Genomic DNA, 21,732 nt, shown 5'->3' with positions numbered 1-21,732 from the left:
TCCACACTGATCGTACCGTCCTTCTTATCGTTCTACCCATCTGCGCCGGGGGCCCCATGAGTCAGCCCGTGATTGCCGACAACACGCCCAGGAAGGTGGCACTGGAAAAGGGCAAGGCATACGACTTTTGCGTCTGCGGCCGCTCCCGAAACCAGCCCTTCTGCGACGGCTCCCACAGGGGCACCGGCTTCACGCCGCAGCGCTTCGTGGCCGAGGAGGATGGCACCGCCTTCCTGTGTCGCTGCAAGCATACCGGCAATGCGCCCTTCTGCGATGGCACCCACAAGAAGTTCGGCCAGGAGCAGGTGGGCAAGGAGGGGCCGGGGCGCGCCTGAGGCTCAGCGCGGCGGCAGGCTGAGGATCATCTCCTCGCCGCGGATCTGGATATCGAAGTGATTGAGGAAGCTCATGCCCAGCAGGGCCAGGTCGGGGCTCATGCCGGGGTTGATGGCCCCGCGCACCTGCTGGGCGCTGAGCCCGCCCAGGGCCACCTCGTCGAGGGTGGTGAGGTGGCCCCGGCTGCGCCCGGTGGCGGTCTGGAACCAGGCGCTGGCGCCGACCTCCAGGCCCAACTGGTCGGCCAACGCCTCGGAGACCGCCACATAGCTGGCCCCGGTGTCGATCATGAACTCCACCGGCTCGCCATTGATGCGCCCGGTGGCCACGAAGTGGCCGCCGGCATTGCGCTTGAGGCGCACCGGCTCGCCGCTGTCGCTGACCCGCACCAGGTGCGCATTGGGGTTACGGCGCTCCTCCAGGTGGTTCTGGAACCACCAGGTACCGCTGCCGATCAGCAGCACCCAGAACAGCAGCATCATGCCCAGGCCGAAGCGCCGGGCAGCCCTGTCGTCATGCATTCGCCTCTCCTTGTCCGTCCTGGACGCGCGCCCTGCCCCATGCTGGGATAGTCACTGGCTCCCTGACCGCGAGAATCCCATGAATTCGTTACCACTGCACGTCGAGCAGCTCTCCGCCGGCACCCTCTACCGGCTCTTCTCCGGCGCCGTCGCGCCACGCCCCATCGCCTGGGTTTCCAGCATCAATGCCCAGGGCCAGGCCAACCTGGCGCCCTTCTCCTTCTTCAATGTGGCCAGCGTCGATCCGCCGGTGCTGGCCTTCTCGCCGCTGCTCAACGGCCAGGGCGAACCCAAGGACACCACCCGCAACCTGGAGGCCGGGGCCGAGTGCGTGATCCATATCGGCGGCGAATCCCTGGCCGAGGCCCTCAACGCCACCAGCGCGCCCCTGCACTACGGCGAGGACGAGTTCGCCCATGCGGGGCTGACCAAGGCAGCACTCGGTGACCTGCAGGTGCCGCGCATCGCCGAGGCCAGGATGGCTTTCGGCTGCCGGGTGCGCGAGGTGATCCGCTTCGGCGACCGCCCGCTGTCCGGCAACCTGGTACTCGCCGAGGTGGTGGTGATCCACGCCGATGCGGCGGTCTGGGATGGCCGCCACGTGCACCTGGAGGTGCTGCGGCCCATCGGCCGCCTGGCCGGCTCCGACTTCGTACGCTGCACGGATCGCTTCGCCCTGGAGCGGCCCGGCTAGGCTCCGCCCTCCCCCACGGGTGCGCTGCAGCGACCGCTTCGCCCTGGAACGGCCTAGCTAGGCGCCGCTAGACGAGATCCCGAGGGATCGTCTCGTCCCAGGTCCGTGCGTAGATGCGGGTGTCGCCCTCCCAGGCGTCCAGGGTGGCGCGGATGCGGAAGGTCTCCGGGTCGCTGGTCAGCAGGGTGCGGGTCAGGGTGTGCACCTCCCAGTCGCCGCGCTTGAAGCTGCGCTGCCACTCGGTCCAGCCGCTGAGGCTGTCGTAGTTGCCGTAGGAATAGTCGTAGCGCTCGGTGACCCGGGCGGCGATCTCCAGGTCGATATCGTCGATGCGGTAGCGCCCCTCGTCGTGGATCACCTCCAGCCGCGTCTCGTCGTTGGCCAGGTCGCGGATCACCCGCCAGGTCTCCTGGGTCGGCTGCAGCAGCGTCTTGGCCAGGGGGGGCGCCCCCTCGGGCTCGGCGAAGGCGCGGAGTGTGGCGTCATCCTGGGGCCGCGGCTCGCGCCGCGGCAGCAGCAGGCGGCTCTCGGCGGGCCACACCGTCAGGCGTGCCGGCCGCGGCGCCGGCCAGGCCAGCGGCCAGTAGCTGGTGGAGAGCGCCAGGCGGATGGCGTGGCCGGCGGGAAACTGCTGGGCGATATGCTTGAGGGGGATGCGCACCCGATAACGCTGCCCCGGCGCCAGGGGCTCGGGATGCTCGTCGCTGTCGCGGTGGGTAAGGTTGAGCAGCCCGTAGGAGACCCGGGTGGCCTTGTCGTCCTCGCCGATGTCGGAGAGGCGCAGTGCCACCATGGCCACCGGCTGGTCGGCGGCCAGGGTGAGTTCGACCAGCGGGGCGCCGCAGATCTCCAGGGGCGCCTCGAGACGCGCGGTCTGGAAGATCAGCGAGCCACCGTCCTCGTCGCGCTGGTCGTGGGGCAGATCCGGCGGCGCATTGTAGGAACACCACTTGCCGGCGTAGAGCCCCACCGAGAGCGGCGAGCGGATATCCAGGGTCGCCTCGGGATCGTCGTCGTCCGCCGCCGCCTCCGGCAGCAGGCCGTGGCCCCGGGTCAGCCGCAGGGCCCAGGGCTGGATATTCGGGGAAGGCCAGTCGGGCTCGGCGATCCAGCGTCCCGGGCGTTCCTCGTAGCGGGCCGAGGGAGGTACCGACTCCTGCATCCACAGGCGTAACATGGGCTCGTTCATGATCCCGGTCTCCTCGCCCTTGAGCCACTGGTCCCACCAGCGCAGCGCCTCCTGCAGGAAGCCGATGGCCGGCCCCGGTACCCCCAGGTGCGGGTACTTGTGGGCCCAGGGGCCCACCAGCCCCTTGCGCGGCACCTCGAGCCCCTCCAGCAGCCGGAACACCGCATTGCAGTAGCCGTCGGCCCAGCCGCTGATGGCGTAGACCGGGCACTGGATGCGCGAGTAGTCCTCGCACACCGAGCCGTGCTTCCAGTAGGCGTCGCGGCGCTGGTGGGCCAGCCACTGGGCCAGCCACAGGCCGCTGCCGTCGAGGCGCTCCAGCCACATCTCGCGCCAGCGCTCCCCCACCAGTTCGGGGTCGGGGGGGCAGGCGTTTCCGTCGAACATGGTCGAGGCCCAGGAGAGGTTGTCGCCCAGCAGGCAGCCGCCCATATGGTGGATGTCGTCGGCGTAGCGATCATCGGTGAAGCACAGGGTGATCACCGCCTTGAGCTGGGGCGGCCGCAGGGCGGCGATCTGCAGGCCATTGAAGCCGCCCCAGGAGATCCCCACCATGCCGACGTCGCCGGTGCACCAGGGCTGGGCGGCCAGCCACTCGAGGATCACCAGGCCGTCGTCGAGCTCCTGGGGCAGGTACTCGTCGGTGAGCACGCCGTCGGACTCGCCGGTGCCTCGGATATCGACGCGCACCCCGGCGTAGCCGTGGCCGGCCCAGTAGGGGTGCACCTGGACGTCGCGGGTGGCGGTCAGGTCGCGCTTGCGGTAAGGCAGGTACTCGAGGAGCGCCGGCACCGGGTGGCGCTCGGCATCCACCGGCCGCCAGATCCGCGCCCCCAGGCGGGTACCGTCGGGCAGCGGGATCCAGGTTTCCTCCTCCATGACCCGCCGCGGGAAGTCGGTGACGATACGCATGGCGCCCTCCTCAGCCCTCGATCTCGGTGAACTCGAAGGCCAGCCGCGCCGCCAGGGCCTCGTAGTCGCCTAGCAGGCCGGCGTAGTCGGCCGCCCCCAGCCAGACATGGGCCAGTGCATAGCTGTAGCTGTCCTGCTCGGGCAGGGTCGAGAGGCGCTGGCCCGCGACCACCTGGACGTCGATCACTGCACCGGGATAGTCGGCTTCCAGGGCGGCAATCTCCTCGGCGTGGGGCACCCGGGTGACCAGCGCATCACGAAAGAACACCCGGAAGAAGAACTTGCCGGCCAGCGCATAGTCGCCCTGGCGGCTCGGCATATCGGGGCGCTGCCCGAGCGCCAGGTCGACGGTGACCTGCTGGTGGCTGACCCCATCCACCTTCTCGAAGAGATCGCAGTGGGACTGGGAGATCCGCGTGTTGATCTCCAGCAACCAGATGCGCCCCTGCACCTCGTCCCAGAAGAACTCGACATTGAAGGCCGCGTTGTCGTAGCCGATATGCGCCATCACCCGCTCCGCCAGGCCGATCATCTCGTCCTGAACGGCCTGCGGCAGCTGCGAGGGGTAGAGATAATGGTAGAAGCTAAGCACCCCGGGGTAGCGAATCGAGTCAACCACCCCGTAGACCACCGGCTCGCCCTGGAAGACGTAGCCTTCCAGGGTGCACTGCCAGCCGCCGATGATCTCCTCGGCGATGCAGTAGCCGCCGTCCACCTCGGCCACCTCGGGCGGCAGGCGGGCGTGTTCCAGCACGGTATTGAAGGGGTCGGCGATCAGGCCGATCTCGGCGCGCAGGCGCTCGATGGCGGCCTGGAAGTCCTCCGGGGTAGCGATGCGAAAGCCCAGCTTGGAGCCCGACGACTTGATCGGCTTGACGAAGAAGGGAAAGTAGAGCCCCGCCGCGCCGATCACCTCCAGGGCCCGCTCGTCGAAGGGATCGAAGGCGGTGAAGGCCGGAATATGCTCGGGGATCACCTCGCGCTGGACCCGCCGGCTCCAGTACTTGTGCTCACACTTGAGCAGGCTCTCCAGGCTGGTGGTGCGGGTGCCGAAGCGCTCGCAGAGGATCGGCAGCATGGTGGAGACCGGGAAGTCCATGTAGCCGACGACGGCGGCGATGGGTTCCCCGAAGGCCTCCAGCTCGGCGGTCGCCTCGGCCAGCATGGCGGCGATATCGAACTCCTCGGTGTCGTAGACCGCCGCCGGCTCGATGATGCCGTGGAACTGCCAGTGCTCGGCGCCGCGCAATCGCCGCAGGCGCTCGTGGTTGGCCTCGTTCAGCCCCACCACGAAGATATGACGACCGCCCATGATGCGCCCCTCCCCACCGCGGTACCTCTCAGGAGCATAGTTCAGCACTGGGGAGGGGAAGGCGATCGCCGCCCCGATCGTGGCGCCGCCCCATGAAGGGCCGCCGCTCAGGCTCGGCCGTTATGCCAGGCCTCGGCGGCGCGCTGGCCTCGGGCCTGGTTGACGAACAGGCAGACCAGGATGGCGACGATAAACAGCGCCGCGCAGAGCAGGATGGAGGCCTGTAGCCCCACCAGGGACTGCAGCAGGCCCAGGGCGACGATGCCGAAGACCCCGGCCAGCTTGTTGGCCAGGCCCCAGAAGCCGAAGAACTCGGCGGACTTGGCCAGCGGCGAGAAGAGCCCCACCAGGGCGCGGCTGGCGGACTGGCTGGAACCCAGCGAGAGGCCCGCCAGGCAACCCACCACCAGGAAGAGGTGCTGGGCCTGCCAGTCGAGCCCGAGGCGGACATTGAGCCAGGCGGTCAGCTCGGGGGTGGCCCAGATGGCGAGAATCGCCGCCACCCAGAGCCCCAGGGTGCAGAGGTAGGTGACCTTGGCGCCGATGCGGTCCTGGATGAAACCGAAGCCCAGCGCCCCCGCCGCCGCGGTGATCTGCACGATGATAAACATCAGGTTGCGGATCTCGGCGTCCCAGCCGATCACCTGGGCGCCGTAGATAAAGGCGAAGGCGATGATGATATAGATGCCGGCCATGGAGAACAGCAATGACACCAGGAAGATCGCCAGGTCACGGAAGTGGCGCAGTTCGTGGAGGGTGGTGGCGACTCGATCCCCGGCGATGGCCAGATAGCCCCGCCCCGGCGGCAGCGCCTGGGGACGACCGCGCTCCTTCAGCCACAGGAAGGTGGGAATCGCGGTGATCAGGAAGAAGCCGGCGGCGAAGGGCCCCACCCAGCGAATGCGCTCGAAGTTCTCGGCGGTGGCCTCGCCCAGCATCACCAGGGTGAAGCCGGCGGCGAAGAGCCCGCCCACATAGCCCAGCGCCCAGCCGAAGCCGGAGATCTTGCCCAGGTCCCGGGGCGGCCCCAGGTCAGGCAGGAAGGCGGCGATAAAGGACTCGCCCAGGGAGTAGGCGGTGTTGGAGACGACGATCAGCGCGAAGCCCAGCCACACATAACCCGGTGCCACCCAGTAGAGCAGCGCCGTGGCCCCCACGGTGACCAGGTAGCTGACGAAGAGGAAATGCTTCTTGGCCGCCGCATAGTCCATGACGGCGCCACACACCGGGCCGCTGATCACCACCAGCAGGTAGCTCAGGGCCAGGGCCAGGCTCCACAGCAGGTTGGCGAAGCGGTAACCGTCGCCGCGGTCGCCGACGATCACGGTGGTAAAGAGCTCGCCGAACACCACGGTGATGATCAGCAGCGTATAGGCCTGGTTGGCGAAATCGAACATCGCCCAACCGAAGATTTCGCGGCGGGAGGCACGCTCCCGGGGGGCGCCGGCGGGCATCGCCTGCATGGTGGGGACTCCCTGGAGTTGTCGCGGCACCCCGTGTGCCGCGCGTCACGGCATCATACCCGCCTCGATGCCATGACTCTCACCGAGGGGGGCGAAATCGGCGAGAAATTCCCTATAATGCTGATGTTGAATCGCGGTCCGGTGCGCCGGGCCTTACCTTCGCACCAACCGATGCTTGCCATCGAACAAGGATGCTTCCATGGCCAATCGTGCCTCCTCTCTGACCCTGGTCGTCCTCGGCGGCGCCACCGTCGGCCTGCTGGCCGGCTGCACCCAGCCCGCCGACAGCGATGCCGACGCCATCACCCTTCACGCCATCGAGCTGGGCGAACGCCACCGCGGCGAGATCACCTCCGCCAGCGAGCTCAACGGCAAGGACGGCAGCCGCTTCGCCCGCCACACCCTGACCCTCGATGAGGGCACCCTGGTGGAATTCGCCCTGGGCGGCGCCCTCCACGGCAGCCTGGCCCTCTACGATGACGAGACCCAGTTGCTGGCCACCAGCGCCAGCGACCCCTACGGGCCGCCCGGCGGCACCCTGCGCCGGCGCATCGACGAGACCGGCGACTACCTGGTGGTGGTCAGCGGCGTCGATGCCCACAGCTTCGGCCCCTTCGACCTCAACAGCCGCGAGATCGAGCTGAGCGTCGGCGGCAGCGAGCTGGTGGTTTCCGAGTCCCTGGACGGCTGGCTGCAGGACGGCCCGGCGACCTACCCGCTGACCATCGAGGAAACCGGGCTCTATCGCATCGAGATGAACTCCGATGACTTCGACGCCTACCTGGAGCTCTCCGGCCCCGGCAACTTCTTCCGCGAGGACGACGACGGTGCCGGCGACCTCGACGCCCGCATCAGCGACTTCCTGGAGCCCGGCGACTACACCGTCACCGCACGCAGTGCCTTCGGCGAGGGCAATGGCCTCTACCAGCTGAACGTGGAGCCCCAGGAGCTGCCCTTCGACGGCGACCTGCGCAACGGTGGCGAGGTCAGCGTGGGCGAGACCCTCAACGGCTGGCTCTCTGGTCAGCGCCTGGAGTACACCCTGGTGGTGGACGAGGCGGCCCTGGTCACCATCGACCTGAAGTCGGATGACTTCGACACCTACCTGGAGCTCTCCGGGTCCGGCGTCTCTACCAGCGACGACGACGGCGGCAACGGTCTCGACTCGCGGATTCGCCAGCGCCTGGAGCCGGGCAGCTACACCCTCGTGGCCCGCAGCTACAGCAGCAACGCCAGCGGTCTCTTCGAACTGGCGGTGGCATCCCGGGAGATCGGCGACCTGCCCAGCGGCGGCGAGCTGGCCCTGAATGAGCCCCTGGAGGCCTGGCTGGAGCCCGGCGCCCAAGACTACTACGCTTTCGAGATCACCGAGGCCGGTCGCTATCGCCTGGACATGATGTCCAGCGACCTGGACACCTTCCTGGAACTGGAGGGTAACGGCGTCTTCGAGAGCAATGACGACGGCGGCAATGGCCTCGACTCACGTATCCAGGCCTACCTGGAGCCCGGCGAGTACCGCGCCATCGCCCGCTCCTACGGCAGTAACAGCAGCGGCACCTACACCCTGAGCCTGATTGCCGAATAAGGCGCGTCACGCCAGGGAGCAGCAACGCGGGGGCGGCCTAGGAGGCCGCCCCCGCGTCGTTGGCGGGACGTTCGCCCACCAGGTCGTCCACCGCGGCCTGACCGCGCCGGGTCAGCACATCCAGCCGCTCGATCTGCTCGCCCAGGGTGGGCAGGGCCTGGCGGCGATAGTCCGCCAGGTCATCGATGGCCGCCATCACCTCGCCGAAGGCCTCCTCCAGGGCCTGCATATCGAGCATCGCCGAGGCGGCCCGGGTCTGGATATCCACCCCCTGGGCACGCAGGGTCTTGGCGGTACGCGAGATCATCTCGCTGGTGGTGGCATTGAGCCCCTCCACCCGGTCCAGCACCATGCGCTGGTTGGCCAGGCCCAGGGCCACGGTGACCGCCACCCCCAGGGCCGCCACCGTGACGTTGATGGCCCGCTCCACGCCGCGCATCAGCTCGCGGTTGTTGCGGATGATCACCTCCAGGGCCAGGATCCCCTGCTGGCAGACCGCCACCTGCTGCTGCAGGTCGAGTAGCCGCTGGCGCAATGGGAAGCCCAGCTCCTGCTCGATAAAGGCCCGTTCGGCCTCCTGCGGATCGCGTTCGGCGAGACTGGTCTGGAGCCGCGCCTCGATGGCCCGGCCCAGGGCCAGCTGATGATTGAGCTCGGCCAGGGTCTGCTCCAGCGCCTCCTGATCGTCGCCCAGGGTCAGGTTGTCGCGATAGAGCACATCGCGGCCCGCCTGGAGCTCGTCGATGATGCCATCGATGGCCTGCTGGGCATTCTCGAAGCGGCGGAAATAGCGCTGCAATCGGCTGCTGACGCCGGGCAGGCGATTGAGCAGCCAGTCGAAGCGCCGCGGCTCGAGCTGGTGGGCCTGGGGATCCAGCTCCTGCATGCGCTCGCGCAGGCCGACCAGCGCCTGGGCCACCGGCCCGCCATCCTCGCTGTGCCGGGCCAGCTTGTGCAGTGGGGTCTTGAGCATCTCGCTCTGATGGGCGGCGCGGCGCTGGGCGTCCAGCCCCAGTTCGTCCACGGCGCGTCGCTGACGCTCGCGGGCATTTTCCTCCAGCACCCGGATGACCCAGGCCTCGGCCTCCGCCGCCAGGTCGTCGCTATCGGGGGCCGCCTCCCGCTCCAGTTGACGGGCGATCTCCTCCGGCGTGGGCAGCGACAAGGGCCGCCGATCGGACTCTGTCATGACATGCCTCCTCCACCGCGTGCCCTCAGCATAGCCCGGGCCAGGGTTGACGGAGTTGACGGGCTTCACGAACCGCGCCGCCCATAGCGCTCGGCGCGCTCCGTGAAACGCTTGAGGGCCTCGAGGGCATCGCCCCGGGCGCCGTTGCGCGGCGCCTCCGCCTGAAGGCGGGCCAGGCTGACGCAGGTATCGTCGAGCAGGGTGAGGATCGCCTCGAGCCGCGCCAGCACCCTGTGCAGGCTGCGCTCGGTCTCCTCCACCAGGGCCAGGCGCCGCTCCAGGGCCAGGCACTCCTCCACGCCGAGCCGCGGCTCGCGGCGCGCCAGGCGGCGGCGCACGAAATCGGCATCCACCCCCGCCACCCCCTCCAACAGGGTGGCCATGGCCTGCAGGTGCCCCAGGGCCTCGTTGCCCACCTCGCCCACCAGGCCATGGGCCCGCTCATAGGTGACCTCGTCGCGGCGGAAACTGCCCTCCAGCAGCGCCAGCACCCGCCGGTAGCGGCTATAGAGGCGGTCGGCCTGAAGCGCCAGGTCGCTGCGCCCTTTCGCCTCCAGGGCCCCCTTGGCGCGGCACAGCGCCCGGACCAGGTCGTCCGCCTCGGCGGGCGGCGTCCCGCTATCCAGGCGCAGCAGGTCCGCCTCATGGGCCTCCCGGGCCTCGCGCTCGCGGCGCCGCGCCAGCTCGTCATCCAGGCGCGCCTGGAGCCGGGCGCGACGGCGCCGCCCCCACCAGCCGCGCAAACGACGCTCCACCGGAATCGCCACGGCGATAGCGGAGAGGCCGGCCAGCCAGCCCCACAGGCTGGGATCGAGGCCGCCCCACAGGGAGGTGAGCCACAGCAGCAGGCCAAGGAAAGGCGCGATCAGGGCGTAGCGCAGCACCGCCTGCGCCCGGCTGGGTTCGTCGGTGGGCAACGCCAGGGGCGGTGCCACCAGGCCCACCACCAGCCAGGGCCAGCAGGTCAGGAAGAGGCCATAGGCGAAACCCTGCAGAAATCCCAGCATGGTCACCCCCGTGCATCGGCGGGCGACCGTCGGGGCCGCCCGATGCCGACAAGCCTAGTCGCAATCCCTGCCGCGGGCCGTTTAATGCCCCTGCTTGCCGCGGGCGGCCTCCTCCAGGGCCTGCAGCGCGCCCTGTAGCTCGTCGAACAGGCTATGGGTGTGGTGGGCCACCTCGCCGATCTCCTTGGCGGAGCTGGAGGCGCGCTCGGCCAGGGAGCGCACCTCCTGGGCCACCACCGAGAAACCGCGCCCCGCCTCACCGGCCCGCGCCGCCTCGATGGAGGCATTCAGCGACAGCAGGTTGGTGTTCATGGCGATCTCTTCGATGGACTCGGCGAAGCGGGTGATCTGCTGGCTGGCCTCGGCGAACTCCGCCATGCGCGCCACCATCGCCTCGCGATGGGCCACGTCCTCGGTGACGTCACGCAGGAAGGCGGTATAGACGATACTGTCGTCGAGCTGAATCCGCGCCAGGGAGAGCGCCGCCCAGGTGGAGCTGCCATCCTTGCGCACCACTTCCACCTCGCGGGTCTTGCCCACCAGGCGATCCTCCCGGGTATCCCGGTTGCGCTGCACATAGCCGTCGTGGTGGTCGCGGATGGCGTGGGGCACCAGCATCTTGACGTTCTCGCCGATCACCTCCTGGCGCGCATAGCCCCACAGGCGCTCCGCGGCGGCATTGAAGAAGGTGACGCAGTTGTTCTCGTCGATGGTGACCACCGCATTGATGGCCTGCTCCAGGGTGCTCTCCATCAGGGTGCGCAGCTTGCGCTGCTCGGTGATATCGCGCACGAAGGCGGTGTAGCACTGGCGCCCCTCCACCACGAAGCGCGACAGCGCCAGGTTGACCCAGCGCGGCTCGCCATCGCGGCGAAACAGCTGCACATCGCGGCTGGTGCCGACGATGCGGTCCACCCCGCTTTGCCGGTGGCGGTCGACGAAGCCGTCGTGCTGATGACGGATCTCTGTCGGCACCAGGCGGTTGACGTTGTGTCCCAGCACCTCGTCGCGGGCATAGCCCCAGAGGCGCTCGGCGGCGGCGTTGAAGAAGGTGACCCGGTTCGCCTCGTCGATGCTGACCACCGCGTCCAGGCACTGCTCCAGGGCCTGACGGGGGCCCTGGGCCTGTTGGCGGGCCTCGGTGATATCGCGTACCAGGGCCGCATAGCCCTGCCCCTGCTCCAGGCTCACCCGCGACAGGGCGATGCTGACCCAGCGCCGCTGGCCGCCGGCGCGCACCAGTTGCACCTCCCGGTGACGCCCCACCTGGGCATCATGACCGGAATCGCGGTTGGCCTGGATATGGTCGCGATGCTCCTCCTGCAGCAGCTCGGGAATCAGCGCATCCACCGGTTGCCCCAGGACCCGCTCCCGGGGCAGGCCCCAGAGGGCCTCGGCGGCGGCATTGAAGCGCTGCACCCGATCCCCGTCATCGATCACCACCACGGCGTCCGCCGCGGTTTCCAGCACCGCTTCGGCGAGACTGTCGGGAGAGGCTTCCGAAGAAAGGGCGACTGGGGACTCATCGGCGGCACGACCCCGCCGCCCCGAATTGATAAGCCTTTTATAATCTAGCAGCATACGAATGGCTCCCTGCATTCCGGGCGCGCCGGCCCAGGGCCAAGCCCGCCATGCTTGTTATCGTCTTATCCTGTGCCTGTTATCGGCCGGCACCCTTGCCACTGTAGTCAGTCGCCGGCAAAACATACGTTGACTAAGGGTCGATGCCATAGGCTGGTGAATTCCCTGCCGTGGTATGCTGAGGCCGGTATCCTTTCCGGCCCCGATCCATGTCCCTGACCGACCTGCTCGCCCAGCCCGCCAGCCTCGACTGGCATCGCCGCCTCGCGCAATTGATTCGCGAGGCCCCGACGCCGCAGTTCCCCTTGAGCCTGTCGACCCAGCTGCAGGAGCTGAGCGGTTTCGACACCATCCTGATCAACACCTACCAGGGGCGCCTCAGGCCGCTGCTGATCCACGACGACTACCCGGCCCACAAGCGCCAGCAGGGTATCGACCGCTACCTCAGCGAGGCCTACCTGCTCGACCCCTTCTTCGCCGCCGTGGACGGCGGCCTCGACCAGGGCGCCCATCGCCTCAAGGAACTGGCCCCGGACCGCTTCGAGGCCAGCGACTACTACCACCACTACTACCGGGCCCTGGGCCTGGCCGACGAGGTGGGGCTCTTCGCCCGGGTCGCGGAAGACGTGGTGATCGTCGCCTCCCTGGGCTTTCGCGCCGATGGCGGCAAGCTGACCCGGCGCACCCTGCAGGCGCTACGCCATATCGCGCCCCTGGTGGAAGTGCTGCTGGTGGAGTACTGGAAGTGGCAGGGCGGGCAGTTCCAGGCCGACCTGGACGCCCAGGCCCCGGTGGAGGCGGCCTTCGCCAGCTTCGGCGCCGGGGTGCTCACCGCCCGGGAGCAGGAGATCGTGCGCCTGCTGCTGGCCGGCCACTCCACCAAGTCGGCGGCCCGCGAACTCGACATCAGCGACGGCACCGTCAAGGTGCATCGCAAGCACCTCTACCAGCGCCTGGGGGTCTCCAGCCAGTCGCAACTGTTCCGGCTGTTCCTCGACCACGTGGCCCTGGTCTCCCGCCAGCAGAACGGCTGAGCGCTCGGCTATCGACAATAGCGAAAAGGATGACTGCATAGAAACGACACTCGGCGTACCCTAAACGCCGTCCCCGCCTCGGCCCGAGGCCGCCTCCGGGACGTCCGCCCACAGCAATCGCCACCACAAGTGGCCAAGGAGCAAGCGATGAGCAAGACCGTTGCGGTTATCAAGGGAGATGGCATCGGCCCCGAGATCATGGATGCCACCCTCAGGGTGCTCGAGGCGCTGGACTGTGGGCTGGAGTACGAGATTATCGAGGCGGGCCTGGGCGCCCTGGAGAAGCACGGCACCCTGATTCCCCAGGCGTCCCTGGACGCCATCGCCAGGCATGGCGTGGCCCTGAAGGGCCCCCTGACCACCCCGGTGGGCAAGGGCTTCTCCTCGATCAACGTGCAGCTGCGCCGCCACTTCGACCTCTACGCCAATGTGCGCCCGGCGATCAGCTTCCCCGGCACCCGCTCGCGCTACGAGGACATCGACCTGATCACGGTGCGCGAGAACACCGAGGGCGCCTACCTGGCCGAGGGCCAGAGCCTCAGCGAGGACGGCGAGACCGCCCTGGCGACCATCAAGGTGACTCGCTCGGGCTCCGAGCGCATCGTGCGCTACGCCTTCGAGCTGGCCCGCAGCAAGGGCCGCAAGAAGGTTACCGCGGTGCACAAGGCGAATATCATCAAGACCAGCTCCGGCCTCTTCCTCGACGTGGCCCGGGAGGTGGCCCAGGAATTCCCCGAGATCGAATTCCAGGAGATGATCGTCGATAACGCCTGCATGCAGCTGGTGATGAATCCCCACCAGTTCGATGTGGTCGTCACCACCAACCTGTTCGGCGATATCCTCTCCGACCTCTGCGCCGGCCTGGTGGGCGGCCTGGGCCTGGCTCCGGGGGCCAATATCGGCAAGGACGCGGCCATCTTCGAGGCGGTGCACGGCTCGGCCCCGGACATCGCCGGCCAGAAGCTGGCCAATCCCTGCGCCCTGCTGCTGGCCGCGGCGGACATGCTCGACCACCTGGGGATGGTCGACAAGGGCACCAAGATCCGCACCGCCATCCGTGCCGTACTGGAGCGCGACCGCGACCGGGTCACCCCGGACATGGGCGGCAGCGGCACCACCGACACCTTCGCCGACGCCCTGGTCGAATACTGCCGGACCAGCTAAGGCGCTCTCGGTAGTCCCTGGCTCGCCATGAGTCAGGGATTTCTTGGCCGCTCCACGCTCGCTTCGCAATATGATCCGAGCTCAGCCCAGCGCCGCCCCCAGGGTGATGGCGCCCCAGATCACCAGCACGCCGCCCAGGGCATGCCCCAGCCAGTGGCCGGCGGGGGCCAGCTTCTCGATCAGCACCCAGAGGGCCAGGGCGGCGATCCAGGCCAGGCTCATCACCCCGCCCACGAAGAGCAGCAGCATCAGCACCCAACAGCAGCCGACACAGTAGCCGCCATGGGTCAGGCCCATCACGAAGGCGCCCCACTGCCCCTCCCGCCACTGCGTCAGCATGAAATCCAGCGGCGAGCGGCAGTGGCGCAGGCAGGCCTCCTTGAGCGGTGTCCACTGATAGAGGCCGGCGCCGATCAGCACCAGCCCCGCCAACCACTGGCTGGCCAGGGTCAGCATCGGCGACAGCAGCGCCGCGCGCTGCAGGGCATATTGCAGCAGCACCGCCAGCAGGCTGAACAGCGCCCAGATCACCAGGTAGCCGGCGACGAAACCGGCCGTGGAGGCGGCCGCCTCGCCACGGGCGCGGCGCCGCCGGGTCAGGGTGGCATGCAGCAGGATCATGGGAGCGGCGCTGGGCAGCATCATCGCCGTCATCATCAGCCCCCACATCAGCAGCATCAGCCCCGATTCCAGGGGCGTCCAGGGGCCCATCGTCATGGGCATCAAGAGGGTCTCGCCGCGGGCCATCAGCAGGGCCTCGGCGATCAGGTAGCCCCAGCACAGGGCGGAGACCGCTCCCAGGGCGACCAGGGCCCAGAAGCGGTCGTGGCGCAGCAGGCGCTCCAGCGCATGACCTTCCACTCCTTACCTCCCGTCCGCCTCGCTCAGGCGGCCACCCCATGGGGCGTCTGCACCACATGGGCCAGGGTGCTGTGGGACCCCCGGGTGGTGAAGGCCAGGTCGCCGGTGCTGTCGATATCCGCCGAGGCCACCTCGCCCTCGAGATGCTCGAAGCCCTCCGGCATGACTACCCGGATGCGATGCGGCGTATCGGTCACCGGGTTGCGAATCGGCACTACCCGGGAGCTCAGGAGGCCGGGCATCTCGAGTCGGGCGGTGCGCGCTGCCCTGTCGAACTCGAGTTCGATCGGCGCGAAGCGGGGCTCGTGCAGACGGGCCACGATCAGGCTGAAGATATGGAAGAGCGTCCCTTCATCGGAGTGCTCCCCGGAAAGGATCGCGAACAGCGCCTCACGCTGCTCGGGGGTGGCACGCTCGTCGATCAGTGGCTGGGCATCCCCGTTGCCCTCGTGCAGGGGCCCCGGGAACTTCACCACCACGAAGAAGCTCAGGCCATCGAGGCGCGTCGTGCCGAAGTGGCCCGAGTCGATGCGCATGCCCAGGAAGCCCTGACACTCGCCCTGGGTCGGCGGGGCCAGGAAGTCGCAGGGGCAACCGAAGGCGCAGTTGCAGTTCTTGAGCCAGTCTCCTTCGAGACGCCAGTCTTGGCGGGACATAATGAAATCCTCCCCATAGCCGTCGAACAACGGCCGGTGGCCGGATCGGTCACCGGCCCGTGGAGGCTCCCTCCGGGAGCAGGACATCGTTCTCCCTGTCCTACGCAGTGTAGACGTTACGACTCCGGAGGCGTGGGGCTATCGAAAACGGCAAGGCCGGGTCCGCCGCGACAATAGCGGCTTGGAAATAAAAAAGCCGGCTCCGGAGGCGTGGGGTGATCGAAAGCGGCAAGGCCGGGCCCGCCTCGACAATAGACACAGACGCAAAAAAGCCGGCTCCGGAGGCGTAGGGGCTATCGACAGCGGCAAAGCCTTGCGGCATCACGACAGTGGCGGCGCCAAAATAAAAAAGCCGGCTCCGGAGGCGTTGGAGCCGGCAAGACAACGAGGGCAGACACCCTCATCAGCGCACAGTAAGACCCATAAGGACGTCGATCAGGGCGTTAGCGCCATCCATACGGTCTTGAGCTCGGTGTACTCCTCCAGGGAGTGCAGGGACTTGTCGCGGCCGTTGCCGGACTGCTTGACGCCGCCGAAGGGCACCGTCATGTCCGGGCCGGCCCAGTTGTTGACGAACACCTGGCCGGAGTGGAGCCGGCGTGAGACGCGCATGACGCGGTCGATATCCTGGCTCCACAGCCCCGCGGCCAGGCCGTAGTCGCTGTCGTTGGCCAGGGCCACCGCCTCGTCCTCGCGATCGAAGCCGAACACCGCAAGCACCGGGCCGAAGATCTCCTCGCGGCCGATGGTCATGGCCGGGGTCACCCCGTCGAAGACGGTGGGCGGAATAAAGTAGCCGGCCCCGTCGAGGGCCTGGCCGCCGGTGCGCAGCCGGGCGCCCTCCTCGCGACCCTTGGCGATATAGTCGAGCACCCGGCGATACTGGGTCTCATCGACCATGGCGCCCATAAAGCTCGCGGGATCGAGCGGGTCGCCGGGCTGCATGGCCTTGGCGGCCTCGACCACCTGGTCGACGAAGGCCTCGCGAATCGTGTTCTCCACCAGCAGGCGCGAGCCGGCGATGCATACCTCGCCCTGATTATGGAAGATCGCCGCGGCGGCATGCTGGGCCACCCGGTCCAGGTTCTTGCAGTCGGCGAAGACCAGGTTGGGCGACTTGCCGCCGCACTCCAGGTAGACCCGCTTGAGGTTGGACTGGCCGGCGTACTGCATCAGCTGCTTGCCCACCTGGGTGGAGCCGGTGAAGGCCAGGCAGTCGACGTCCATGGACAGCGCCAGGGCCTTGCCCACGGTGTGGCCGTAGCCGGGCAGCACCTGGAAGATGCCCCGCGGCAACCCCGCCTCCTTGGCCAACTGCGCCAGGCGCAGCGCCGAGAGCGGCGACTTCTCCGAGGGCTTCAGGATCACGCAGTTGCCGGCGGCCAGTGCCGGGGCGATCTTCCAGGCGGTCATCATCAGCGGGAAGTTCCAGGGCACGATGGAGGCCACCACGCCCAGGGGCTCGCGCAGCACCAGGCCCAGGCTGTCGTCGCCGGTGGGCGCCACCTCGCCATAGACCTTGTCGATGCCCTCGGCGGTATAGCGCAGGCAGCCGATGGCGCCATTGATATCGCCCAGCGAGCTGGAGACCGGCTTGCCCATATCCAGGGTATCGAGCAGCGCCAGCTCGTGCTTGTGCGCCTCCATCAGCTCGGCGAGCCGCAGCAGCACCCGCTTGCGCTCGGCCGGCGAGCGCCGCGACCAGTCGCCCCGGGCATAGGCGGCCCGGGCCGCGGCCACGGCCCGCTCGGCATCGGCGGCGTCGCAGCTGGCGATATGCGCCAGGGTCTCGCCGCTGGCCGGGTTGATGGTTTCCAGGGTCGCGCCGTCGACGGCATCGACGAAGGCGTCGTCGATAAAGGCGCGGGTCTCCAGGCTCGGGATCAGGCGATCGGCCAGGGCCTGCCAGTCGGCCTGGGTGGTGGGCGACTGAACGGATTCGATGGCACTCATTGGCTCGCCTCCAGGGTATTGGCGCGTTCCAGCATGGCGTCCAGGAGCACCTGGGCGCCCAGGGCGCAGTGCTCCGGGGTGGCGTACTCCGCCTCGTTATGGCTGATGCCGTCGCGGCAGGGAATAAAGATCATCGAGGTGGGGGCGACCCGGGAGACATAGACGGCGTCGTGGCCGGCGCCGCTCATCATGCGCCGGTAGGGCACGCCCTGGGCCCGGGCGGCCCGCTCCACGGCATCGATGCAGCCGGCATCGAAGTTCACCACCGGCGAGGCCCAGATGCGCTCGCTCGCGGTCTCGACGCCGAAGGCCTCGGTGAGGGCGGCCAGTTCCCGGTCGAAGCGCGCCTCCAGGGCGTCCAGCTCGGCTTCCACCACGTGGCGCAGGTCGACGGTCAGGCGCACCTCGCCGGGAATCACGTTGCGCGACGGGCTATCGATCTCCAGGCAGCCGAAGGTGACCTTGGTGCCGCCGCTGATATCCGCCAGGGCATGGCCCTGCAGGCGGTCGATCAACCGGGCGCAGGCGGCCAGGGCATCGCGGCGATAGGCCATGGGGGTGGGGCCGGCATGGGCCGGCTGGCCACGCAGGGTGACGTCGAACCAGCGCATGCCCTGGACGCCGGTGACCACGCCGATGGCCTCGTTCTCCTCCTCCAGCACCGGGCCCTGCTCGATATGCAGCTCGAAGAAGCTGGCCAGGCGCGGCTGGCCCAGCGGCATCTCGCCGGCGAAGCCGCAGGCCGCCAGGGCCTGGCCCAGGGTCACGCCGTCGCGATCCGCCCGCGACAGGGTGTACTCCTCGCTGAACTCGCCGGCGAAGGCGCCGGAGGCGACCATGGCCGGGGCGAAGCGGCTGCCCTCCTCGTTGGTCCACACCACCAGCTCCAGGGGCCGCTCGGTGACGATGCCCTGATCATGCAGGGTACGGAGCACCTCCAGGCCCGCCAGCACCCCGAGGATGCCATCGAAGCGCCCGCCCTTGGGCTGGGTGTCCAGGTGGCTGCCGGTGGCCACCGGGTCGAGATCGTCGCGCTTGCCGGGGCGGCGGATAAAGAGGTTGCCGACCCGGTCGACACGCAGGGTGCAGCCGATCGCCTCGCACCACTCGATCAGCAGGCGCCGCCCGGCGGCATCCTCCTCGGTGAGCGCCAGGCGACAGCTGCCGCCGTTCGCGGTGGGGCCGATCTCGGCCATGGCCATCAGGCTCGACCAGAGCCGCTGGCCATCGATGGAAACCGTCATAAGGTGCCTCCCTTGTAGTGGTGAAAGGGTCTTGTGAATCGTGCGTCTTGCTTGCAACGGAATGGCTACACCTTAGGCGGCCCCCCGAGCGCGCCGATATACCCCAATCGGGATATATTCCCGGCGCCCCGCCCCTCGCTAGTCTGCTCCTGACCTCAACGACTCATCTCAACGACTCATCTCAACAACGACGACATCACCTGCGAGGGCGAGACCATGAGCACCGAGACCCGGACCTACGATGCCCAGGCGCTGTGGCAGAAGGACAAGGATCATTTCATCCACCCCTTCACCGACTACAGCCTCTTCCATGAAAAGGGCTGCGACCTGATCACCGAGAGCGACGGCATCTACGTGGAAGACGTCCACGGTAACCGTTTCATCGACGGCATCGCCGGCCTGTGGTGCGTCAACGTGGGCCACGGCCGCGCCGAGATCGGCCAGGCCATGGCCGACCAGGCCACCCGCATGGCCTACTTCTCCACCTTCAACAACCTCTCCAACGCCCCGGCGGCGGAGCTGGCCGCCAAGCTCGCCGAGCTGGCCCCGGCCCACCTCAACCATGTGTTCTACAGCTGCGGCGGCTCGGCAGCCAACGACGCCACCATCCGCCTGGTGCACTACTACTTCAACCGCCTGGGCAAGCCCAACAAGAAGCGCATCCTGTCGCGCAACAACGCCTACCACGGCACCACCTACCTCTCCGCCAGCCTGACCGGCATCGCCAGCAACAACTGGGAGTTCGATACCCTCGACCACCTGGTGACCCACCTCAGCGAGGCCAACTGCTACCGTCGCCCCGAGGGCATGAGCGAGGCGGACTACTGCGATCACCTGGTCAAGGAGCTCGAGGAGAGCATCGAGCGCATCGGCGCCGACCATATCGCCGCCTTTATCGCCGAGCCGATCATGGGCGCCGGCGGCGTGCTGATGGCCCCCCAGGGCTACCACGCCCGCATCCAGGCGGTGTGCCGCGCCAACGACATCCTGTTTATCGCCGACGAGGTGGTCACCGGCTTCGGCCGCCTGGGCCACTTCTTCGCCTCCGAGGCGGTCTTCGACACCCAGCCGGATATCATCAACTGCGCCAAGGGCCTCTCCTCGGGCTATGCGCCCCTCGGCGCCACCCTGATCTCCGACGAGCTCTTCGAGGTGCTGGGCACCCCCCAGGGTAAGGGCGGCGTGCTGAGCACCGGCTTCACCTACTCCGGCCATCCGGTGAGCTGCGCGGCGGCACTGAAGAACATCGAGATCCTGGAGCGCGAGGCGATCTGCGAGAACGTCCGCGAGGTGGGCCCCTACCTGGAGCAGCAGCTCAAGACCCTGGCGGATCACGAAACCGTCGGCGATGTGCGCGGCAGCCACTTTATGCTGGCCATCGAGAACGTCGCCGACAAGGCCACCAAGGAGCTGCTGCCGGTGGAGGCGCGGGTCGGCGACCGGGTCGCCGCCGAGGCCCAGAAGCGCGGCCTGATCATCCGCCCGGTGGGTCACCTCAATATCATCTCGCCGCCCCTGATCTGGGACCGCGACACCGTGGATCGGGTGGTGGCCATCCTCGACGAGGCCTTCGCCGCTACCACGGCGGGCCTCAAGGCCGACGGCTTCCTGTAAACCACCCTCGGGGCCGGGCGACCGGCCCCCTGGCGACCACGACCACAACGATAATAGAGAGTCTTGTATGGAAAGTTTTGGCGCCTGGAGCCTGCTCCCCACCCTGGTGGTGCTGGGCATGGCCATTATCACCCGCCGCACCATCGAGTCGCTGATGGCCGGGGCCCTGGTGGGGCTGCTGATGATCGACCCCACCAGCGTGGTCACCCAGGGCTCGGATATCCTGCTCAGCGTGCTGGGCAACGACACCGTCACCTGGATCATCCTGGTCTGCGGCCTGTTCGGCAGCCTGATCGCCCTGCTGGTCAAGACCGGCGGCGTGCTCAGCTTCGGCGACGCCATCACCAAACGCATCCATAGCCGCCGCCAGAGTCTGCTGGCCACCTGGGTGCTGGGGCTGGTGATCTTCGTCGACGACTACCTCAATGCGCTGACCATCAGCGCCTCCATGAAGAAGGTCACCGACCGCTTCCAGGTCTCCCGGGAGAAGCTCGCCTATATCGTCGACTCCACCGCGGCGCCGATCTGCATCCTGGTGCCCTTCTCCACCTGGGCGGTGTTCTTCGCCGGCCTGCTGGAAGAGAACAATGTGGCCGGCAACGGCATGGGCCTGTATATCGAGGCCATTCCCTATATGTTCTACGCCTGGGTGGCCGCCGCCGTGGTGCCCCTGGTGGCCATGGGCTGGATTCCCAACCTCGGCCCCATGAAGGCCGCCGAGGCCCGCGCCGCCGCCGGCCAGCTGATGCCGGACGGCGTCGACGACACCGCCCTGGAGGTGGAGGACACCGGCAAGAAACGCCCCCACCTGCTTAACTTCCTGTTACCCATCGCCACCCTGATCTTCTTCACCTGGTATTTCGAGATCGACATCCTGCGCGGCGTCATCGTGGCCCTGGCCGTGACCCTGGTGCTGATCGCCACCCAGAAGCTGCTGAGCTTCCACGACACCTTCGACACCGCCCTCGATGGCTTCAAGGCGATGATCATGCCGCTCGGCACCCTGGTGGCCGGCTTCACCCTCAAGGAGGTCAACGACGTGCTGGGGCTCACCGACTACGTGATCGCCACCGTCCAGCCGCTGATGACCCCGGGCCTGCTGCCGGCGGTGGTCTTCGTCACCATGGCCTTCCTGGCCTTCGCCACCGGCTCCTTCTGGGGCATCTTCGCCGTGGCCATGCCCATCGTGCTGCCGCTGGCGGCGAGCATGGACAGCCATATGCCGCTGGTGATCGGCGCCCTGATCTCCGCCAGCGCCTTCGGCAGCCACGCCTGCTTCTACGGCGACTCCACGGTGCTCTCCGCCCAGGGCAGCGGCTGCACGCCCATGGCCCACGCCCTGACCCAGTTGCCCTATGTGCTGATCGCCGCCGCCATCGCCGCCGGTATCTTCCTGATGGTCGGCCACCTGTGAGAA

At 68.3% G+C, this 21,732-nt stretch carries 18 protein-coding genes; 7 read left to right on the top strand and 11 right to left on the bottom strand.

The window, feature by feature from the left end:
- Positions 1 to 56 precede the first annotated feature (56 nt).
- Complete coding sequence (locus tag ACQ1W9_RS02875; protein WP_431025236.1) at positions 57 to 335, top strand: CDGSH iron-sulfur domain-containing protein; 279 nt, start codon at positions 57 to 59, stop codon at positions 333 to 335.
- A 3-nt stretch (positions 336 to 338) separates the two neighbouring features.
- Here ACQ1W9_RS02875 and ACQ1W9_RS02870 read toward each other — a convergent pair whose 3' ends face one another.
- Positions 339 to 857 (bottom strand): retropepsin-like aspartic protease family protein, encoded by a 519-nt coding sequence (locus ACQ1W9_RS02870; protein WP_431025235.1) that lies wholly within the window; start codon positions 855 to 857, stop codon positions 339 to 341.
- Positions 858 to 936: 79 nt separating this feature from the next.
- On the opposite strand from ACQ1W9_RS02870, the gene ACQ1W9_RS02865 reads away from it, so the two are divergent.
- Positions 937 to 1,551: a flavin reductase family protein gene (locus tag ACQ1W9_RS02865; protein ID WP_431025234.1), complete on the top strand. Its 615-nt coding sequence runs from the start codon at positions 937 to 939 to the stop codon at positions 1,549 to 1,551.
- Between the two features lie 67 nt (positions 1,552 to 1,618).
- On the opposite strand, the gene ACQ1W9_RS02860 is transcribed toward ACQ1W9_RS02865, so the two are convergent.
- The 3 genes from ACQ1W9_RS02860 to ACQ1W9_RS02850 all read right to left on the bottom strand — a co-directional run bounded on the left by ACQ1W9_RS02860 (position 1,619) and on the right by ACQ1W9_RS02850 (position 6,418).
- Positions 1,619 to 3,652 carry a CocE/NonD family hydrolase gene (locus tag ACQ1W9_RS02860; RefSeq protein WP_431025233.1) on the bottom strand — a complete coding sequence of 678 codons (2,034 nt, stop codon included), beginning with the start codon at positions 3,650 to 3,652 and terminating at the stop codon, positions 1,619 to 1,621.
- Between the two features lie 10 nt (positions 3,653 to 3,662).
- A complete protein-coding gene (locus tag ACQ1W9_RS02855; protein ID WP_431025232.1) occupies positions 3,663 to 4,964 on the bottom strand; it encodes an ATP-grasp domain-containing protein in 1,302 nt (433 codons plus the stop codon).
- Between the two features lie 107 nt (positions 4,965 to 5,071).
- Complete coding sequence (locus tag ACQ1W9_RS02850) at positions 5,072 to 6,418, bottom strand: MFS transporter (RefSeq protein ID WP_431026398.1); 1,347 nt, start codon at positions 6,416 to 6,418, stop codon at positions 5,072 to 5,074.
- Positions 6,419 to 6,626: 208 nt separating this feature from the next.
- On the opposite strand from ACQ1W9_RS02850, the gene ACQ1W9_RS02845 reads away from it, so the two are divergent.
- Positions 6,627 to 8,012 (top strand): hypothetical protein, encoded by a 1,386-nt coding sequence (locus ACQ1W9_RS02845; RefSeq protein WP_431025231.1) that lies wholly within the window; start codon positions 6,627 to 6,629, stop codon positions 8,010 to 8,012.
- 37 nt (positions 8,013 to 8,049) lie between these two features.
- Here ACQ1W9_RS02845 and ACQ1W9_RS02840 read toward each other — a convergent pair whose 3' ends face one another.
- From ACQ1W9_RS02840 to ACQ1W9_RS02830, 3 genes are all read right to left on the bottom strand, one after another.
- Positions 8,050 to 9,201, bottom strand: coding sequence for a toxic anion resistance protein (locus tag ACQ1W9_RS02840; protein ID WP_431025230.1), 1,152 nt, complete (start codon positions 9,199 to 9,201; stop codon positions 8,050 to 8,052).
- A gap of 65 nt (positions 9,202 to 9,266) precedes the next feature.
- Positions 9,267 to 10,208 carry a cobyrinic acid a,c-diamide synthase gene (locus ACQ1W9_RS02835; protein WP_431025229.1) on the bottom strand — a complete coding sequence of 314 codons (942 nt, stop codon included), beginning with the start codon at positions 10,206 to 10,208 and terminating at the stop codon, positions 9,267 to 9,269.
- Between the two features lie 81 nt (positions 10,209 to 10,289).
- Entirely contained in the window at positions 10,290 to 11,789 is a 1,500-nt protein-coding gene (locus ACQ1W9_RS02830; protein WP_431025228.1) for a PAS domain S-box protein, read from the bottom strand.
- A gap of 209 nt (positions 11,790 to 11,998) precedes the next feature.
- On the opposite strand from ACQ1W9_RS02830, the gene ACQ1W9_RS02825 reads away from it, so the two are divergent.
- Both ACQ1W9_RS02825 and ACQ1W9_RS02820 read left to right on the top strand, forming a co-directional pair.
- Positions 11,999 to 12,823, top strand: a complete 825-nt coding sequence (locus tag ACQ1W9_RS02825; protein WP_431025227.1) for a response regulator transcription factor — start codon at positions 11,999 to 12,001, stop codon at positions 12,821 to 12,823.
- A 147-nt stretch (positions 12,824 to 12,970) separates the two neighbouring features.
- A complete protein-coding gene (locus ACQ1W9_RS02820; RefSeq protein WP_431025226.1) occupies positions 12,971 to 13,987 on the top strand; it encodes an isocitrate dehydrogenase in 1,017 nt (338 codons plus the stop codon).
- A gap of 81 nt (positions 13,988 to 14,068) precedes the next feature.
- On the opposite strand, the gene ACQ1W9_RS02815 is transcribed toward ACQ1W9_RS02820, so the two are convergent.
- The 4 genes from ACQ1W9_RS02815 to ACQ1W9_RS02800 all read right to left on the bottom strand — a co-directional run bounded on the left by ACQ1W9_RS02815 (position 14,069) and on the right by ACQ1W9_RS02800 (position 18,701).
- Positions 14,069 to 14,848, bottom strand: coding sequence for a DUF2182 domain-containing protein (locus ACQ1W9_RS02815; RefSeq protein ID WP_431025225.1), 780 nt, complete (start codon positions 14,846 to 14,848; stop codon positions 14,069 to 14,071).
- A gap of 23 nt (positions 14,849 to 14,871) precedes the next feature.
- A complete protein-coding gene (locus ACQ1W9_RS02810) occupies positions 14,872 to 15,504 on the bottom strand; it encodes a DUF1326 domain-containing protein (protein WP_431025224.1) in 633 nt (210 codons plus the stop codon).
- Between the two features lie 435 nt (positions 15,505 to 15,939).
- On the bottom strand, positions 15,940 to 17,457 hold the full coding sequence (locus ACQ1W9_RS02805) for an aldehyde dehydrogenase (RefSeq protein WP_431025223.1): 1,518 nt from the start codon (positions 17,455 to 17,457) through the stop codon (positions 15,940 to 15,942).
- The gene (locus ACQ1W9_RS02800; protein ID WP_431025222.1) at positions 17,454 to 18,701 is read right to left on the bottom strand and encodes a M20 family metallo-hydrolase; all 1,248 of its coding nucleotides are present in this window, start codon (positions 18,699 to 18,701) and stop codon (positions 17,454 to 17,456) included. Before ACQ1W9_RS02800 ends, ACQ1W9_RS02805 begins: the two co-directional genes overlap by 4 nt.
- A gap of 216 nt (positions 18,702 to 18,917) precedes the next feature.
- Here ACQ1W9_RS02800 and ACQ1W9_RS02795 point away from each other — a divergent pair, with 216 nt between their 5' ends.
- Both ACQ1W9_RS02795 and ACQ1W9_RS02790 read left to right on the top strand, forming a co-directional pair.
- A complete protein-coding gene (locus tag ACQ1W9_RS02795) occupies positions 18,918 to 20,315 on the top strand; it encodes an aminotransferase (RefSeq protein ID WP_431025221.1) in 1,398 nt (465 codons plus the stop codon).
- Positions 20,316 to 20,382: 67 nt separating this feature from the next.
- On the top strand, positions 20,383 to 21,729 hold the full coding sequence (locus ACQ1W9_RS02790) for a Na+/H+ antiporter NhaC family protein (RefSeq protein ID WP_431025220.1): 1,347 nt from the start codon (positions 20,383 to 20,385) through the stop codon (positions 21,727 to 21,729).
- Positions 21,730 to 21,732: the final 3 nt, after the last annotated feature.

The organism is Halomonas sp. H5, assembly GCF_050613175.1.
GTDB lineage: Bacteria > Pseudomonadota > Gammaproteobacteria > Pseudomonadales > Halomonadaceae > Bisbaumannia > Bisbaumannia salifodinae.
Note: the sequence above shows the minus strand (reverse complement) of the source record. Positions and strands in the feature narration are given on the sequence as shown.

Excerpts from the sequence above, each read along its gene's own strand:
- ACQ1W9_RS02875 (WP_431025236.1), top strand. The coding sequence starts at position 57 with ATGAGTCAGCCCGTGATTGCCGACAACACGCCCAGGAAGGTGGCACTG.
- ACQ1W9_RS02870 (WP_431025235.1), bottom strand. The coding sequence starts at position 857 with ATGCATGACGACAGGGCTGCCCGGCGCTTCGGCCTGGGCATGATGCTG.
- ACQ1W9_RS02865 (WP_431025234.1), top strand. The coding sequence starts at position 937 with ATGAATTCGTTACCACTGCACGTCGAGCAGCTCTCCGCCGGCACCCTC.
- ACQ1W9_RS02860 (WP_431025233.1), bottom strand. The coding sequence starts at position 3,652 with ATGCGTATCGTCACCGACTTCCCGCGGCGGGTCATGGAGGAGGAAACC.
- ACQ1W9_RS02855 (WP_431025232.1), bottom strand. The coding sequence starts at position 4,964 with ATGGGCGGTCGTCATATCTTCGTGGTGGGGCTGAACGAGGCCAACCAC.
- ACQ1W9_RS02850 (WP_431026398.1), bottom strand. The coding sequence starts at position 6,418 with ATGCCCGCCGGCGCCCCCCGGGAGCGTGCCTCCCGCCGCGAAATCTTC.
- ACQ1W9_RS02845 (WP_431025231.1), top strand. The coding sequence starts at position 6,627 with ATGGCCAATCGTGCCTCCTCTCTGACCCTGGTCGTCCTCGGCGGCGCC.
- ACQ1W9_RS02840 (WP_431025230.1), bottom strand. The coding sequence starts at position 9,201 with ATGACAGAGTCCGATCGGCGGCCCTTGTCGCTGCCCACGCCGGAGGAG.
- ACQ1W9_RS02835 (WP_431025229.1), bottom strand. The coding sequence starts at position 10,208 with ATGCTGGGATTTCTGCAGGGTTTCGCCTATGGCCTCTTCCTGACCTGC.
- ACQ1W9_RS02830 (WP_431025228.1), bottom strand. The coding sequence starts at position 11,789 with ATGCTGCTAGATTATAAAAGGCTTATCAATTCGGGGCGGCGGGGTCGT.
- ACQ1W9_RS02825 (WP_431025227.1), top strand. The coding sequence starts at position 11,999 with ATGTCCCTGACCGACCTGCTCGCCCAGCCCGCCAGCCTCGACTGGCAT.
- ACQ1W9_RS02820 (WP_431025226.1), top strand. The coding sequence starts at position 12,971 with ATGAGCAAGACCGTTGCGGTTATCAAGGGAGATGGCATCGGCCCCGAG.
- ACQ1W9_RS02810 (WP_431025224.1), bottom strand. The coding sequence starts at position 15,504 with ATGTCCCGCCAAGACTGGCGTCTCGAAGGAGACTGGCTCAAGAACTGC.
- ACQ1W9_RS02805 (WP_431025223.1), bottom strand. The coding sequence starts at position 17,457 with ATGAGTGCCATCGAATCCGTTCAGTCGCCCACCACCCAGGCCGACTGG.
- ACQ1W9_RS02800 (WP_431025222.1), bottom strand. The coding sequence starts at position 18,701 with ATGACGGTTTCCATCGATGGCCAGCGGCTCTGGTCGAGCCTGATGGCC.
- ACQ1W9_RS02795 (WP_431025221.1), top strand. The coding sequence starts at position 18,918 with ATGAGCACCGAGACCCGGACCTACGATGCCCAGGCGCTGTGGCAGAAG.
- ACQ1W9_RS02790 (WP_431025220.1), top strand. The coding sequence starts at position 20,383 with ATGGAAAGTTTTGGCGCCTGGAGCCTGCTCCCCACCCTGGTGGTGCTG.